This is a genomic window from Tateyamaria omphalii (assembly GCF_001969365.1).
In the GTDB taxonomy this organism is placed as follows: Bacteria; Pseudomonadota; Alphaproteobacteria; order Rhodobacterales; family Rhodobacteraceae; genus Tateyamaria; species Tateyamaria omphalii_A.
The window spans coordinates 331,029-345,928 of record NZ_CP019312.1 but is presented as its reverse complement, the minus strand read 5'-3'; the positions used below and the strand labels follow the sequence as shown (position 1 = coordinate 345,928).

At 64.5% G+C, this 14,900-nt stretch carries 15 protein-coding genes; 7 read left to right on the top strand and 8 right to left on the bottom strand.

Going from position 1 to position 14,900, the window contains the following annotated elements; translation table 11 throughout:
• Nucleotides 1-2: 2 nt before the first annotated feature.
• The 4 genes from BWR18_RS01710 to BWR18_RS01695 all read left to right on the top strand — a co-directional run bounded on the left by BWR18_RS01710 (nucleotide 3) and on the right by BWR18_RS01695 (nucleotide 4,321).
• Nucleotides 3-1,127: a mechanosensitive ion channel family protein gene (locus tag BWR18_RS01710; RefSeq protein ID WP_076626421.1), complete on the top strand. Its 1,125-nt coding sequence runs from the start codon at nucleotides 3-5 to the stop codon at nucleotides 1,125-1,127.
• A gap of 4 nt (nucleotides 1,128-1,131) precedes the next feature.
• The gene (locus tag BWR18_RS01705; protein ID WP_076626420.1) at nucleotides 1,132-1,767 is read left to right on the top strand and encodes a DUF998 domain-containing protein; all 636 of its coding nucleotides are present in this window, start codon (nucleotides 1,132-1,134) and stop codon (nucleotides 1,765-1,767) included.
• Nucleotides 1,768-1,837: 70 nt separating this feature from the next.
• Nucleotides 1,838-3,451, top strand: a complete 1,614-nt coding sequence (locus tag BWR18_RS01700) for a sodium:solute symporter (protein WP_254684915.1) — start codon at nucleotides 1,838-1,840, stop codon at nucleotides 3,449-3,451.
• A gap of 72 nt (nucleotides 3,452-3,523) precedes the next feature.
• Nucleotides 3,524-4,321, top strand: coding sequence for an SDR family NAD(P)-dependent oxidoreductase (locus tag BWR18_RS01695; protein WP_076626419.1), 798 nt, complete (start codon nucleotides 3,524-3,526; stop codon nucleotides 4,319-4,321).
• A 37-nt stretch (nucleotides 4,322-4,358) separates the two neighbouring features.
• On the opposite strand, the gene BWR18_RS01690 is transcribed toward BWR18_RS01695, so the two are convergent.
• Nucleotides 4,359-4,619: a hypothetical protein gene (locus tag BWR18_RS01690; protein ID WP_157598617.1), complete on the bottom strand. Its 261-nt coding sequence runs from the start codon at nucleotides 4,617-4,619 to the stop codon at nucleotides 4,359-4,361.
• Between the two features lie 70 nt (nucleotides 4,620-4,689).
• Complete coding sequence (locus BWR18_RS01685; RefSeq protein WP_076626417.1) at nucleotides 4,690-5,454, bottom strand: helix-turn-helix transcriptional regulator; 765 nt, start codon at nucleotides 5,452-5,454, stop codon at nucleotides 4,690-4,692.
• 338 nt (nucleotides 5,455-5,792) lie between these two features.
• Here BWR18_RS01685 and BWR18_RS01680 point away from each other — a divergent pair, with 338 nt between their 5' ends.
• Nucleotides 5,793-6,767, top strand: a complete 975-nt coding sequence (locus tag BWR18_RS01680) for an SDR family oxidoreductase (protein WP_076626416.1) — start codon at nucleotides 5,793-5,795, stop codon at nucleotides 6,765-6,767.
• Here the strand turns inward: BWR18_RS01680 and BWR18_RS01675 are convergent.
• The 3 genes from BWR18_RS01675 to BWR18_RS01665 are packed head-to-tail and all read right to left on the bottom strand — an operon-like array spanning nucleotide 6,764 to nucleotide 10,105.
• Entirely contained in the window at nucleotides 6,764-8,353 is a 1,590-nt protein-coding gene (locus BWR18_RS01675; RefSeq protein WP_076626415.1) for an alpha-amylase family glycosyl hydrolase, read from the bottom strand. The two genes, BWR18_RS01680 and BWR18_RS01675, sit on opposite strands and share 4 nt — an antisense overlap.
• Nucleotides 8,343-9,200 carry an SDR family oxidoreductase gene (locus tag BWR18_RS01670; RefSeq protein ID WP_076626414.1) on the bottom strand — a complete coding sequence of 286 codons (858 nt, stop codon included), beginning with the start codon at nucleotides 9,198-9,200 and terminating at the stop codon, nucleotides 8,343-8,345. Before BWR18_RS01670 ends, BWR18_RS01675 begins: the two co-directional genes overlap by 11 nt.
• 32 nt (nucleotides 9,201-9,232) lie before the next feature.
• Nucleotides 9,233-10,105: a formate/nitrite transporter family protein gene (locus tag BWR18_RS01665; RefSeq protein WP_076626413.1), complete on the bottom strand. Its 873-nt coding sequence runs from the start codon at nucleotides 10,103-10,105 to the stop codon at nucleotides 9,233-9,235.
• Nucleotides 10,106-10,219: 114 nt separating this feature from the next.
• On the opposite strand from BWR18_RS01665, the gene BWR18_RS01660 reads away from it, so the two are divergent.
• The gene (locus BWR18_RS01660; RefSeq protein ID WP_076626412.1) at nucleotides 10,220-11,692 is read left to right on the top strand and encodes a TrkH family potassium uptake protein; all 1,473 of its coding nucleotides are present in this window, start codon (nucleotides 10,220-10,222) and stop codon (nucleotides 11,690-11,692) included.
• Nucleotides 11,693-11,698: 6 nt separating this feature from the next.
• Nucleotides 11,699-12,355: a potassium channel family protein gene (locus tag BWR18_RS01655; RefSeq protein ID WP_076626411.1), complete on the top strand. Its 657-nt coding sequence runs from the start codon at nucleotides 11,699-11,701 to the stop codon at nucleotides 12,353-12,355.
• On the opposite strand, the gene BWR18_RS01650 is transcribed toward BWR18_RS01655, so the two are convergent.
• The 3 genes from BWR18_RS01650 to BWR18_RS01645 form a co-directional block, all read right to left on the bottom strand.
• Nucleotides 12,346-12,966 (bottom strand): HdeD family acid-resistance protein, encoded by a 621-nt coding sequence (locus BWR18_RS01650; RefSeq protein WP_076626410.1) that lies wholly within the window; start codon nucleotides 12,964-12,966, stop codon nucleotides 12,346-12,348. The two genes, BWR18_RS01655 and BWR18_RS01650, sit on opposite strands and share 10 nt — an antisense overlap.
• Nucleotides 12,967-13,009: 43 nt before the next feature.
• Entirely contained in the window at nucleotides 13,010-13,162 is a 153-nt protein-coding gene (locus tag BWR18_RS21850) for a hypothetical protein (protein WP_172839342.1), read from the bottom strand.
• A 75-nt stretch (nucleotides 13,163-13,237) separates the two neighbouring features.
• On the bottom strand, nucleotides 13,238-14,860 hold the full coding sequence (locus tag BWR18_RS01645; RefSeq protein WP_254684914.1) for a phospholipase D family protein: 1,623 nt from the start codon (nucleotides 14,858-14,860) through the stop codon (nucleotides 13,238-13,240).
• Nucleotides 14,861-14,900: the final 40 nt, after the last annotated feature.

Genomic DNA, 14,900 nt, shown 5'->3' with positions numbered 1-14,900 from the left:
AGATGGAACTGGACGATCTGCAACGCGCGGCACAGGATGCCATCACATGGGTCGAAGGGTTACCCGGCTTCCTGCTGCCCCTTGCAGCGGTCGGGCTTGCCATTCTGGGCGGGCTTCTGCTGCACTGGCTGACGTTTCGCGTGCTGACGCGGGTGTTCGGGGCCGATGTCGGGCTGGCCGGGTCCGCCGTGCGCCGGGCCCGCAGGCCCATGCGGCTTGCCTTTGTCCTGCTTGGTCTGATCGTCGTCCTGCCTGCGGTGCGCCTGCCGACATTCTGGAACGACGGGTTGCAGCACGCGGTGCTTATCCTTCTGATCGTCCTTGTGGGCTGGACCGCGATCCTGTTGGTCAATCACTTTGCCGAACGGTCGATGCGCAAGTACCGGTTCGACACGGACGACAACCTGGCCGCCCGCAAATACGTCACGCAGGTGCGCGTCTTGCGACGCACCGCCGTGATCGTGCTGGGCATCTTCACCGCCGCCGCCGTCCTGCTGACATTCGAGAGCGTGCAGCGCTACGGCGTCAGCTTGTTCGCCTCCGCCGGTGCGGCGGGGCTGATCCTGGGCCTGGCCGCGCGGCCCGTGCTGGCCAACCTGATCGCGGGCATCCAGATCGCCATCACGCAGCCCATCCGGCTGGACGACGTTGTCATCGTCGAAGGCGAATGGGGCTGGATCGAGGAGATCTTTGCCACCTATGTCGTCGTGCGCATCTGGGATTGGCGGCGCATGGTCGTGCCACTGTCCTATTTCATCGAACAGCCGTTCCAGAACTGGACCCGCGAAAGCGCGTCGATCATCGGCGCTGTGCACTGGTATCTGGACTATACCGTCCCCGTCAGTGCTGCGCGCGAAAAGCTGATGGAGTTGCTGAAAAACTCGCCCCATTGGGACGGACAGGTCGCGAACCTGCAAGTGACCGACACCGACAAGGATACCGTCACCTTGCGCGGTTTGATGAGTGCGCGCACCTCGCCGCAGGCATGGGACCTGCGCTGCGAAATTCGGGAAAAGATGATCGAATGGTTCCAGTCCGAGTACCCTCAGGCACTGCCGCGCCTGCGCGGAGAATTGGACACGCCCGCGCGCGACGACCGCGACACATCCAACGGCCGGGCGGCTTGATCTGATGGACCACGAACGCAACCACGATGCCCTGAACGAATTGCGACCCGAACTGCTGGTGTTTTGCGGGGCGGTCGGGGCGCTTGGCAACATCGCGCCCCTTGCCGCCATGCTGATGGCCATGGCGTTCGCCGAACATGATTTCATGGCCGACACGATCAGCGACCTGGGGCGCGGGCCGCACAAGTGGATCATGGACACCGGGTTCTATCTGGGCGCGACCGGGATGCTGGCGCTGTCCATCGGGACGGCACATTACCACATCGGGCGGTTCTGGTGGTCCTTGGGGGTGTTCGTACTGGCGCTGCTGGCCCTCGTGATCACGCTGCTGGGCCTTTGGGACGATTTGACGGCACAGGGTGACAACTGGACCGTACATGTCTGGCTGACCTTCTTGCTGGGCCCGCTCTACCTTGCCGGGCCGCTGGTCATGGCCGGAGCGATTGCGCGGATCAGCGCGGCGCTGCGCGGGGCCTTCATCGCATCCGCAATTCTGTGGATCGTCTTTGCCACGGGTTTCAAGCTGGCGCCCGACAGCTATGATGGGGCGCTGGAAAAGATCGCGGTCGCCGCGACCTTGATCTGGACCCTGCCGCTGGCGTGGATCCTGTGGCGACAAGGACGCAACAGCCTGTCCTGAGCCGGGAACCGAAGACCCGTTCGGGCGTTAAGCTGATGATCTTGAACGCATTGCACCGCCCGGGTGGCCCGTGGCACAGCCTGCCACACGGGAACCAGACACCATGGAAAACCAGATCGACGCCGACCTTGCCGTTCTCGATTACATCGTCATCGCGGGGTATCTGGGCATCGTGGTGGCCATCGGCGTCTGGGTCGCGCGCCAGACCAAGACGGGCGAGGACCTGTTTCTGGCGGGCCGGTCACTGGGCTGGGCCGCCATCGGCTTCTCGCTCTTTGCCTCGAACATCTCGACCTCGACGCTCGTGGGCCTCACCGGCAGCGCCTATTCCGGCGGGCTGGCGGTGTCGGCCTATGAATGGATGGCGGGCATCCCGCTTTTGCTGATGGCGTTCGTCTTTGCGCCCGTGTTCCTGAAATCCCGCATCTCGACCACGCCGGAATACCTGGAAAAACGGTACTCGCGCCGGGTGCGCCTGTATTTTTCCGGCCTGACCATCGTCTTTACCGTGATCGTGGACACCGCCGGGGGGCTTTATGCGGGGGCGGTGGTGATGCGCGTGTTCTTTCCGGGTGTCGACATCTGGATGTTCTGTGTCGGCATCGGCATCTTTGCGGGGATATATACCGCGCTTGGCGGTCTCAAGGCCGTGGTCTACACCGATATCCTGCAAGCCGTCGTGCTGCTTCTGGGCACCGCGTTGACGGCATTCCTGATGTTCCAGTCCGTCGACTTTTCATGGGCCACCGTGCAGGATCAGGTGCCCGACGGCAATCTGAGCATCGTGCAGCCCATCGACGACGACACGCTGCCGTGGCCCGGCCTCTTTACCGGCGTCTGGCTTCTGGGCTTCTGGTACTGGGTCACGAACCAGTACATCGTGCAGCGCGTGCTGGGCGCCAAGGATCTGAGCCGCGCGCAATGGGGCGCCATCCTTGGCGGTGTTCTCAAGATCCTGCCCACGTTCTTCATCATCCTGCCGGGTGTGATGGCCGTCGTCACCCTGCCGGACATCTCGGCACCCGATCAGGTGTTCCCCATCATCATCACCGAGGTGCTGCCCGCGGGCCTGACGGGCCTTGTCCTGGCCGGGCTGATCGCGGCCATCATGTCGTCGGTGGACAGCACGCTCAATTCGTCCTCGACCCTGCTGGTCAACGATTTCCTGACCAGGAAAGGGCGCGAACCCGAGCCGGAACAACAGAAGAAATGGGGCACGTGGGCGACGCTGGGCTTTATGGTCATTGCCATCATCTGGGCCCCGTTCATCCAGTATTTCGGCGGGCTTTGGGATTATATCCAACAGGCGTTTTCCGTGCTGGTGCCGCCCCTCGTCGTCTGCTTCACGCTGGGCGCGCTGTGGTCGCGTGGCACGGCCAGTGCAGCATTCTGGACGCTGATCGGCGGGCACCTGTTGGGCCTGTGCGTCTTTGTCGCCAACCAGTTCGGGATCTGGCCGCTGCATTTCACCATCAACGTGACGATCATGACGCTTGTGTCTGCGGCCATCTTTGTCGGTCTCAGCCTCATGGGCGACCGGGACGATGTGGACGAAGACGCGCTGTGGACCCGCGAGGCCGCCTTTGACACCGATGCGGCGAATGCTCCGTTCCTGAAGAATGTCAAAACCCATGCCTGGATCCTTGGCGCGCTGATGATCGGCACGCTGATCCTGTTCTGGTGACGGAACGGGACCGTCGCGCAGATCGGGCATTCGCCCGGCAAGCCATTCCCGCAACACGCGAAAGGTCACGTCATGGACTATGGATTGAACGGCAAGACGGCCCTGATCACCGGCGGCGCATCCGGCATCGGGCGCGCGACCGCACAGGCCCTGATCGAAGAAGGCGCGCATGTCATCCTCGTCGACCTGAAGGGCGACGCGGTGTCGGATGCCGCAACGAAACTGGGCGATGCCGCATCAGCCTTGCAGGCGGACCTGACCGATGCACGCCAGGTCGAGGGGCTGGCCGCCTCGGTCGAGGAACGCTTTACCATGCCCGATATTCTTGTCTGCGCCGCCGGCGTGACGGGGGCCAAGGGGCACCCGCTGGAAATGAAGGACAGCGACTGGCATCACGCCTGGGACACCGATTTCATGTCTGTCGTGCGCACGATGCGCGCCTTTGTCCCCCCGATGGAACGCAAGGGCTGGGGCCGCGCCGTCATCGTCTCAAGCGAGAACGCGGTACAACCCTATGCTGACGAGGCGGTGTATAACGTCGCCAAGGCGGGCCTTTTGAACTTTGCCAAGGGGCTCAGCCGGGTGACGGCCAGGAATGGCGTGCTGGTCAACACGGTGTCGCCCGCGTTCATCGAAACACCGATGACCGATGGCATGATGGACAAACGCGCCGAACAAGACGGCGTCAGCCGCGACGAGGCGGTGCGCAGCTTTCTGGACGAAGAGCGCCCGTATCTGGAACTGAAGCGACGCGGCAAGCCCGAGGAAGTGGCCGCAGCCATCGCATTCCTGTGCTCGGACAAGGCCAGCTTTGTCGTGGGGGCCAATTACCGCGTCGACGGTGGATCGGTCGCGACGATGGCGATCTGATGCGGTTCCGCGTTCCGTCTGGTCACGGGCGCGCGCGTCAGGTCTTGGTCAGGGAAGCGGTGAGCGGGGATGACCCGTCGATCCGGTCGGCAAGAATGACCACAAGCCGGTTCAGTTCGGCCGCCGCCTCGATCAGGCGCGGCAGGGCGGCACAATCCTCGTGTTCCGGGATCTGGTAGGCGGCGTGCTCGGCAAGATGCGCCGCGACCTCGACCCTGACGAGCGCCTTGATCTCACTGTCGAAGGGATCGAGCGTGGTGTCGAGAAGGTCCAGGATGTCGGCGGATATCTTGAGCATGCGGATGGACCCCTTGCACATCGTCTAACCGGGGACGCGATATGTGAACCAACAGGGATGCGTAAGTCACTCAGGTAAGTGACACCTGCGCGACGGTGCCTGTCGACAGGCTGGGGATCGCGCCCAGACGCAGCGCGATGATGACGGCGGACACCCGGTCGCTCACGCCCAACTTCTCAAAGCTGCGGCGGCACAGCGTGTTGACCGTATGGCGGGACACGCCAAGGATATCCGCGATGACGCTGTTGGACTTGCCATGGGCGATCCAGTGCAGCACCTCAATCTCGCGCTGGCTGAGGGCGACCCGGGCCACGCTGTTTCCATCGGGGCTGAGGTAACACAGCATGTTGTGCGCAGCCTGGCAGATCAATTGCACATGCGCCATCTCGCGCGCGGTTGCGTCGACGCCGTAACGCCCGTAGCCAAGTGCGAAATAGCCGTCGCGCCCGCTGGGGCCGGCCACATGCACACTGATGCCGTCGCCGATCCCCCGGGCGCGCAGCGTGTCGACAAATGCGACGTGCCGGTAGGACAGATCGGCCGACCTGGTGAATGCCGACCAACGCACCGGAAATGCGCATTGCCGTGATGCGACCGGAAAGGGGTCATTGATGTGACTTTCGGGGTCGTTGCGCGACCCCGCATACGACACCACGAAGTCGCGTGGAAAGCCGACCTGATCTATGAAGTGATAGTCGTTTCGGCCCAGCGCCGCGTGGATGTATGCGATCCGGCGGAACTGCAGTCCGCGAAACAGCCTGAACACGATGCGCCGCAGCATCGGGATGCTGCGCGCGGCAAAGATGCAGTCAGTGGCTGCGTTCAGGTCAATCATGTCTCACCCCATCGACTGGCCCCCTGCCGGTCCAGGCGTGCGACACTGGGAGGCGCGCAAAAACAGTCAGGGTCAAGGCCAAAACGCGTCGCAATGCCCGAAGTTCCACGATGCAGGGACCACGGCGGCTTATCCCGCAGGTGCCAAGCGACACGGACAGAACCGCGACGTACCGCGCGGCTGGCCCATGTTCCCGCAGGCGCGGCGCACGGTCGCACGCTGCACGCGCAATCGCCCGCGTCCCCGGCCCGTCTGCGTGGAACAGCCATTGTCCGGCAAGCGTTCCCCTGTTGAAGCGTCGCCGTTCACGGCAACGCACCAGAACTGGAGGCAAGCCAATGACAGATCGCGTCGCCGTCGTCGCAGGAGGCACAGCAGGAGTGGGCCGCGCCACAGTCGCGGCCCTGATCGACAAGGGGTATCGTGTGGGCATCCTGGCCCGTGGCCAGTCACGCCTGGACCAGTTGGAGACCGAATATGGCGACAAGGTCGTCTGCCGGACATGCGATGTGTCGGATGCCGACGCGGTCAGCCGCGCAGGCGCCGAGATCGAAGAGCGGCTCGGCCCGATTTCGGTCTGGGTCAACGCGGCGATGCAAACCAGCTTTTCGCCCTTCCCGGGCATGAAGCCGGACGAATTCCAGCGCATCGTCGACACCACGCTGATCGGCGTGGTGAACGGGACGCGCACCGCGCTGGCGCTGATGGAACAGCGCAACAGCGGGCGGATCGTCAATGTGGGCTCGGGCCTGTCCTACCGGTCGGTGCCCTATCAATCCGCCTATTGCGCGTCCAAGCATGGCATCAACGGGTTCACGGCCGCCATCCGGTCCGAGCTGATCCGCGAAGGGTCACACATCACCGTGTCGCTGGTGCAGCTGCCCGCGCTCAACACCCCGCAATTCGACTGGGCCCTGAACCGCCTGCCCAAGAAACCGCAACCCGCGCCGCCCATCTTCCAGCCAGAGGTGGCAGCCCGCGCCATCCTGCGCGCGGTGCGCGAGGGGCGACGCGAGTATTTCGTCGGCAGTTCGGTGCTGCAACTGGTGTTCGGCAACATGGTGCTGCCCGACTGGCTGGATCACAAACTGGCCGACAGCGGTGCGGAAATGCAGAAGTCCGACAGCGACGAACCCGGTGGCCGCCCCAACAACATCGAGGGGCCGGTGTCCGGCGTCGAGGCCACGGCCCGTGGCCGCTTTTCGCACCGCGCAAGCAACAGCGCCCTGATCATCGACGCGGATCGCGCGCGGCTGATCGCGCTAGGCGTGCCGCTGCTGCTGGTCCTGTGCCTGGGCCTTCTGATCGGTTAAATCACCACCCAGATCGTGCTGCGCGGCGCGATCTGGCCTTTATCCGTCTGTTCGGCACTGCTCAGCATCCTGTGCCCGTCGGGGGGCAGGTCCACCGCACGCGGCTGCTCGCCTGTATTTGCGTACAGGCTGACAGTCGCGTCTGCGGTCGTGATCCGCGCCACAAACAGCGTGTCGTCGGCCACCTGCACCGCGATCTGACCATCGGCAAGTCCCAGCGCGCGGCGCTGCGCAATCACGGTTTCATAAAAGCGCAGGACCGATCCGGGGTCTGCCCATTGGCGCGTGGCACCGCCGCCGGGCGGATGGATCACGGGCAGCCACGTATCGGATGCGGTGCTAAAGCCCCCTTGATCCGTCGTATCATCCCACACCATGGGGGTACGGGCCCCGTCGCGTCCCGGCGGATCGGGCCAATAGGCCAGGTCGAACGGATCGGTCAGCGCATCGCGCGGCAGATCGGGTTGGATCATGCCCAGCTCCTCGCCCTGATAAAGCAGCACAGGACCCGGCAGCGCGCAGAGAATGGCAATCATCATCCGCGCATCGCGCGCGCTGCCGTCCCCGGCGCGCGTCACCTGTCGCGGCTGGTCATGGGATGACAGCCACCACGCCATCGGGCCGGGCGCATCCAGCCGGTCCAGCACATCCTTGATAATGGTGCCCGACAGGCCCCGCTCCGGCAGGTCAATGGTGTATCCGGCATCCAGCCGGTCCGGGCCGGTGAACTTCGTCAGCACCTCGATCGATCCGGGGCCCTGATTGATCTCTCCCAATAAATACGTGTCGGACCCGCACCATTCGCGGATGTCGCGGGTAAAGGCCGCGCACTCCTTGGGCAGCATGTCATGGTCGTGTCGCTGCATGGTAAACGGGTTGTTGCGCGGGCCGGGAATAAGCGCGCGCGCCGCGTCATCCGCGGGCGGGTTGTCTGGAAAGTCGGGATCGAAGAAAACGCTGGTGATCGCGTCAAAGCGGAAGCCGTCCACGCCCCGCGCACGCCAGAACGACGTCGTTTCCTGCAACGCCGCGCGCACGGCATCGTCGCGATGGTTCAGACCCGGCTGGCACGGCAGGAACTGGTGCAGGCAATACTGCCCGCGCTGCGCGTGCCATTGCCATGCCGGATGCCCGAAATAGGCAATCCAGTTCGACGGCGGGCTGCCATCCGCGCGCGCATCGGCCCAGACATAGAAATCCTCGAACTCAGGGTCGCGGTCCAGTGACGCCTTGAACCACGGATGCTGGTCAGAGGTGTGGTTGAACACCTGATCAATCATCACCGACAGGCCCAGATCATGCGCCCGGCTGACCAGCGCATCAAAATCCGCCATCGTGCCAAAGCGGGGGTCGACTTCGACATGGTTGGCCACGTCATAGCCACCGTCGCACAAGGGCGAGGTGAAGAAGGGCGACAGCCAAATGCCATCCACGCCCAGCCGTGCCACATGGTCCAGACGCCGGGTGATACCCGGCAAGTCCCCCTCGCCCGTTCCAGCGCTGTCCTGAAAAGAGCGGGGGTAGATCTGGTAAATGACGGGATTGGCGGGCCAGTTGCCGCGCGGCGGACGTGCCTTAGCTGCCAACGATCATGCCACCGTTGGGATGCAGGGTCTGGCCCGAGAAATAGCTGCCGTCGTCACTGGCAAGAAACAGGTAGGATGTCGCCACCTCCCACGGCTGGCCCGGTCGGCCCATGGGCACCTGGGACCCGAAATCCTCGACCATGTCGGCGGGCATCGTGCCGGGAATGAAGGGCGTCCAGATCGGGCCGGGGGCCACGCAATTGACGCGAATGCCCTTGCCCACCAGTTGCTGCGCCATAGACCGCGAAAAGGCCGTGATTGCCCCGCGCGTCGAGGAGTAATCCACCAGCGACGCCATCCCGGCAAAGGCGTTGACGCTGGCCGTGTTCACGATCGCGCCGCCTTCGGGGATGTGGTCAAGTGCGGCCTGCGTGCAAAAGAAGTAGCCCATGACATTGCTGTCGAAGGTGCGGCGCAGATGCTCTTCGGTGATGTCACGCAGGTCGGTTTCCATGAATTGCTGTGCGGCATTGTTGATCAGGATGTCGATCCCGCCCAGCTTTTCACGCAGCGCGTCCATGGCGGCAAAGGCATCGTCGCGGTCGCCGATATCGGCCCTGTGGGCAAAGGCGGTCCCGCCCTCGTCCTCTTCGATGATGCGGCAGGTTTCCTTGGCGTCTTCGTCCTCGTTCAGATAGATGATGCCGACACGTGCGCCTTCGCGGGCAAACAGGATGGCCACGGCGCGGCCAATGCCGCTGTCACCGCCGGTGATGATGGCGCATTTGCCCCACAGCTTGCCCACACCGTTATGGCGTGGCTTCCAGTCGGGGGCGGGGTCCATCTTGTGTTCGTGCGCGGGCATTGACTCCTGCGCTTGGGCGGGGATCTTTTTCTGTTCGGCCATTGGGAAAACTCCAGGCTGGGTGTGCTCCGGAATCAACCCGAGCCGGACGCGCCGGTTCCATGCGCGACCTCGTTTTTCACCTGGCCCCACGCCAGCATTGTGAAAATGGCCGTGCCGCCCACGATGTTGCCTGCCAGCACGGGCAGGAAGAAATCGACAATGGCGGCGTAGGCACCCAACTGTCCCTGCCAGACCAGATATGCCATTTCGACGGACCCCGCGATGATGTGGGTCAGGTCCCCGGCTGCGATCATCCATGTAAAACCAAGGATGATGAAGAAGCCCCCGCTTTGCGATGATGGCATCATCCAAACGATAGAGGCGACCAGAACACCGGCCGGGATACCGCGCACAAACCCCTGCCACGCGCCCATGCCAACCGCATGTGACGACAGTTCCAGCAGGGATGCCTGCACCGCATCCGACACCACATCGGGCAGTGACAGAAAGAAGCCGGCGACAAACGCGCCCACGACATTGGCCAGAAGAACCAGGGTCCACAGACGCAGCATCGCCACCAGACAGGACCACGATTGCCGGTGCATCACCGGCAGGACGGTCGTGATGGTATTTTCGGTAAACAGCTGCATTCGGCCCAGGATCACGATCAGAAAGCCCAGCGAATAGCCAAGGTTTTCAACCAGAAAGGCATGCGGCGTGTCGGGCAGATACGTGCGCAGCACCGCCTCGCCCCAGACCGAGAAACTGATGACGATCCCGGCGGCCATGCCGGACCAGACAAGGGACGATGTCGGACGCTCCAGCTCTTCCTCGCCATCGCGGCGGATGACTTCGTAGATCAGGCGCGCGGACAGGCGCGTGGCCGTCTGGACCGACGCTTCGTCTTCCTCCGCGTTGGTGTGTTTCGGCTGGGGGTCGGATAGGGGCTGTTCGGTAATGTTCATATAGCGCAACGTCCCAGTCCGGGCATCGGTTCCGGCATCGGAGGGAACGATTCTGCACGACGCGCATTTTGCACATATGAAATCCGCCCTGAATCTTACGTGCCGAGACATCGCATGACGCGTGGCGATGCCGGCGAACTCGCGCGTCGAGGGCAGGCGGCGGCGTCCGTACGCGCGCGTCCCGCATTCGTGGGTCGCGCCGTGCTCAACCAGACGCCGGTGCTGGCCGTGTTGGTCGGCGCGCCCGGTCTGGCCGCCGCGATCGAAGGCGAATGGCCGCTGGCAGCCGCGCTGCTGGGGCCCACGGTCATTTTGGGCGCGCTTGGCGTCTGGTCACGGCAGTTCAAGACCGATGCGGACCTGCGCCGGATCGAGGCCGTCGCCACGCTGGCCCTGATCTTTGTCCTGTCGACGGTGCTGGCGGTGCCCGGCTTCATGGTGCTGGGCCTCGCCCCGCATGACGCGCTGTTCGAGGCGGCCTCCGGCATCACGACCACGGGTCTGTCCGTGGCACGGGATGCAGAAAGCTGGCCCGTGTCGGCCCATTTCTTGCGCGCCTGGATGCAGTGGTGCGGCGGTGTCGCCATTGCGGTGGCCGGTGTTGCGCTGCTGATGGACAGCGGGCGTGCGGCACAGGTGCTGGGCAAGCAATCGGTGGCGGGCACCGATTATCATGCCTCGACCCGGGCCAAGGCGCGTCTGGTGCTGATAGGCTATTCCGCCATCACCGCCGTCGGTGTCGTCCTCTCGATCCCCTTGTTTCCCGGGTGGTGGGAGGGGCCAATGGTCGCGCTGGCCGCCGTGTCCACGGGCGGGTTCACGCCCCGCGACAGCAGTCTTGCCGACTATTCCCGGCCCGCCCAGATCCTGACGCTGGCCCTGTGTGTGGCCACGTCGGTGTCGCTGTTGTTCTACGCGGTCGCGGTCAAGCTGGGCCCGCGGGCCGCCCTGCGCCGGGGCACGGTCCGCACCACGCTGGCCATCCTTCTGGTCGGCAGCGTGGCCTATGTGCTGGGGCACGGTGCCCTGCACGGCTGGGAACGCGAGGCGCTGGTCTCCGGTCTGCTCAACCAGCTGAGCGCACAGACCACGGCGGGGTTCTCGACCGCGCCGCTGATGCCGTTCAGCCCATTGATGCTTCTGTTGATCGTGCTGATGGCCCTTGGGGGCGATGTCGGGTCCACCACCGGGGGCATCAAGACCGCGCGCGCCAGCATGCTGTGGAGTATGGTGGCGCTGGTGTTCCTGCGCCTGCGCCTGCCGGAACGGGCGCTGTCGCATCTCAAGATCGGGGACAAGCGCGCCGATGCCGAAGCCATCCTGTTCGCGGCAGCGCTGCTGGCGCTCTATCTGGCCAGCGCCCTGCTCTTCTGGGCTGCGCTCTACGCCGCGGGCCACCCTGCCCTGCCCGCGCTGTTCGACGCGGTATCGGCCCTGTCGGGTGTGGGGCTGTCGGCGGGGGTGATCGGGCCCGATCTGGGCCCCGGCCTGAAGCTGCTGACAACATTCGCGATGCTCTTGGGGCGGCTCGAATTTTTCGTGCTGATCGCGCTCTTTCTCCCCTCGACCTGGATTTCACGGAGGTAACACATCATGCACATCACTGTTCTGGGGGCGTCGCGCTTTGGCGTGGCGCTGGTGCGACAACTGGTGGATGCGGATCACGAAGTCATCCTGATCGACATTGATCGGTCCCGGCTGGATGATCTGGCCGACGGGCTGGATTGCGCCATGGTCTGCGGCGACGGCACGCTGCCATCCACGCTGCGGGATGCCTATGGCGACGGGTCAGATGCTTTGGTTGCCCTGACAAACCAGGACGACGTAAACATCCTGGCGGCCATTGTCGGCCGGTCCGTCGGGTATGATCGGGTCATTCCGCAGATCGTGCGCGCCGAACTGATGTCGGTGGCCGAGGAATTGTCGCTCGACGATGTGGTGACACCGCATGAAAGCCTTGCCGCCTCGATCCTGTCGAACCTGACCGATCACAGCGAGATGGACACCGATATGGCGCTGCATCGGGACTTGCGCCTTGCCAACCACACGGTGCCGGACCGGATGGATGGATCCGCGATCAAGGATCTTGATCTGCCGGAAAACGCGCGCCCCATCGCCCATGCAGGCCGGGACAAGGAAACGTTCGCGGACCCCGACTCGACCCTGTCCGAAGGTGATCACGTGCTTTTCGTGGTGGCCAGCGAGGATGCTGAGGCGCTGACCAAGATCTTTGCGAAGGATCAGGCGTGACGCTCTGCGCCATGGCCGTCCGACGCGGGCGCGACTTTCCCGGCCCGCACGGCCAGGGCAATCTGCAACGCACCCAAAAGCACCAGGTCCACACCCAGCATGACACCGGGCACCCAGACCGCGCTGAAGGGCAGCCCGAAAAAGAGCAAGATGGCAAGGACAAGAGACAGCACGCCCGCCGCAACCATCCAACCGCCACCGTCGCGCACGGCGCGGGCACCATAGTAGACGCGAAGGGCCCCGCTCACCGCGAAATATGCGATCAGCAGCGTCGTCAACGCCAATAGACCGGCCCCTGGCAGGACCAGCGTCATCACACCCGCCAGGATCGACACGAGGGACAGCGCAAACGACGCGGCAAGCGACCACCCAGCGTCACGACGCACAGCGGTAACAAGACCAACCACGCCGCTTGCAATCAACACCCACCCCGCGAGCAGGGCCGCCGTCAGCGACGCCAGAAACGGCATCGCCAGGGCAATAACGCCCGCGACCACGGTCACGATACCGACCAGCCCAAGAAGCCAGCGGTTTTCCGCGGCACTCTTGCCCGCGCGAAAGGCATCTTCCCGCTCGGGCGCGGATGTATCGGTCGCGGTTTCGCTGGTCATCGCCGGTATCCTTTGCTCAACAACTGAATGATGTGGTGACGGGTCACTTGTCCGGGGCGTCCTTGGCCAGACGCGACTTGGGCGCATCATCGTCATTCATGCGTTGTTCTGTCTTCCGTTTGCTGACAAGGGCAAACACGATGACCATCACCAGGGTGGCGAGGGCAAGGACGGCAAGCAGGTTCGTGGCATCCATTTTCGATCTCCGGTTTCATGACTGCGTTGCGGGTGAAACGCGGCATCGGCAGCTGTGGTTCCCGCGCCTTGGCGTTTAGACCATCGCATCCGGCACACCGGGCAGAGGGCGCCCGAATTCGGTGGCGGGCGCACGATCGTGCGGCACCAGAAAGCCGGTGCGCGCCTCGGGCGCGCATTCGGCATTGCGGGAAATTATGTCCCGAAAGCCCGCAACGGCGCGCGCAGGGTCGTAACATGCAGGGTCCGCATCGGCGGACAGCCAATGGTCGAACACCCGGTGCCGCATCCCGCGGACGTCCTGCGCACGGTCCAGGACGACACCCGCCTCGGTGTCCCATTTCAGGCTGCGGGCGTTCAGATTGGCAGAGGACACGATGGCCCCGGCATCGTCAAAGACGGACACCTTGGCATGCACATAGATGATGGGCGACCCGCACAGGGTGTCGCGGCCGCGCCCCGCCACGCGCATCGGCTTGACAGGAGAGCAGAGCGCCAGCCGTGTCCCGAAGCCGTCGCTGATCCGGTCCAGCGCGCGCGCCTGCTGGTATTCGCCAAAGCGCGCGTCCGACCCGGTATTGCCGTCAAAGGCCACATCCTCGGGCGCGCCGGGCAGGATCAGGATCAGGCCCAGTTCCGGGGTCTTCTGCGCCGCCTCGGCCAACGCATCGGCGATGCGAACGTCCCGAAAGAACTGGGTTTCCAGATAGATCAACTGCCGCGCCTGCCGGATCATGTTGAAATGCGCGTCGGCCAGTTCGCAGACCAGGGGCCGCGGGCCCAGATGCGGCGCCTCCACCCGGCGTCGGCGCGACAACGTGCGCCGCAGGTGCGAGGTCTGCGGCACGTCACCGTCGCCCGCCACCGCATGCAGAAACGTCTCCAGATGCTCCTGCGCCTCCTGGACGACCGCGCCGCGACACATCAGCTGGATATCGTGCCAGGTTTCGTCTCGCGCGCGGTGGTGGCCCTTGTCGTCATAGCGCCGTTCGTCCAGGTCAAGCCCGCCCACACACAGGCGGGACCGGTCAAAGACGGCGATCTTCTGATGGTGTGTGCCCGGCACCAGCGGCGGGGGCCGCCACTTGCGGGCACTGAGGGTGCCACCCGTGCTTTCCTTCAACCAGGGCCGCAGGCCGGGGCTGCATTGCAGGCGCCGCGCACGCTGGTGGGATGGCATCGCGTTCAGTTTTCGGGCCAGCCGCGCGATCTCGCGCACCGTGCGGGGCCACAAAAGCATGCGGGGAATGATCCCCACCCGGCCGGAATGCGTGGCATTGACCACGTGCAGGTCCGCATCCGGTCCCGCCGCCTCGCCTGCGGCGATAAAGGCGCGGCGGGCCGTCCATGCGGCACAATGCAGCTTTGGCGCAAGGATCGGGTCAAAATCCGCCAGCACCATGTTGAGGCGCACGCCCCTGCGCAGCACGTGCACGATCAGGTCGAACCACGTCTCACCGATGGCGCGCCCCTCATCGCTGCGCAGCTTCGTCGCCAGATCGAACACGCGGTAGCTGGCCCAGATCTCACGCTCAGCGGCCAGAAAGGCGCGCTCCATCTCGGGGTAGGTTTCCGCCGCGGTGATGAGGATCTGTACATCGGACTGTGCGGGTGTTGTCGGCCGGGGCGCAGAGGGGTCCATATCGGTCTGATTGAAATCTGCCCGCATCATCGTCGCCCGCCCGCCGTTCCACTGCAAGGTCAAACGCGGCAGAAGCGCTCTTGTTCCCCTCAAGGCC

Excerpts from the sequence above, each read along its gene's own strand:
- BWR18_RS01710 (WP_076626421.1), top strand. The coding sequence starts at position 3 with ATGGAACTGGACGATCTGCAACGCGCGGCACAGGATGCCATCACATGG.
- BWR18_RS01705 (WP_076626420.1), top strand. The coding sequence starts at position 1,132 with ATGGACCACGAACGCAACCACGATGCCCTGAACGAATTGCGACCCGAA.
- BWR18_RS01695 (WP_076626419.1), top strand. The coding sequence starts at position 3,524 with ATGGACTATGGATTGAACGGCAAGACGGCCCTGATCACCGGCGGCGCA.
- BWR18_RS01690 (WP_157598617.1), bottom strand. The coding sequence starts at position 4,619 with ATGCTCAAGATATCCGCCGACATCCTGGACCTTCTCGACACCACGCTC.
- BWR18_RS01685 (WP_076626417.1), bottom strand. The coding sequence starts at position 5,454 with ATGATTGACCTGAACGCAGCCACTGACTGCATCTTTGCCGCGCGCAGC.
- BWR18_RS01680 (WP_076626416.1), top strand. The coding sequence starts at position 5,793 with ATGACAGATCGCGTCGCCGTCGTCGCAGGAGGCACAGCAGGAGTGGGC.
- BWR18_RS01670 (WP_076626414.1), bottom strand. The coding sequence starts at position 9,200 with ATGGCCGAACAGAAAAAGATCCCCGCCCAAGCGCAGGAGTCAATGCCC.
- BWR18_RS01665 (WP_076626413.1), bottom strand. The coding sequence starts at position 10,105 with ATGAACATTACCGAACAGCCCCTATCCGACCCCCAGCCGAAACACACC.
- BWR18_RS01660 (WP_076626412.1), top strand. The coding sequence starts at position 10,220 with ATGACGCGTGGCGATGCCGGCGAACTCGCGCGTCGAGGGCAGGCGGCG.
- BWR18_RS01655 (WP_076626411.1), top strand. The coding sequence starts at position 11,699 with ATGCACATCACTGTTCTGGGGGCGTCGCGCTTTGGCGTGGCGCTGGTG.
- BWR18_RS01650 (WP_076626410.1), bottom strand. The coding sequence starts at position 12,966 with ATGACCAGCGAAACCGCGACCGATACATCCGCGCCCGAGCGGGAAGAT.
- BWR18_RS21850 (WP_172839342.1), bottom strand. The coding sequence starts at position 13,162 with ATGGATGCCACGAACCTGCTTGCCGTCCTTGCCCTCGCCACCCTGGTG.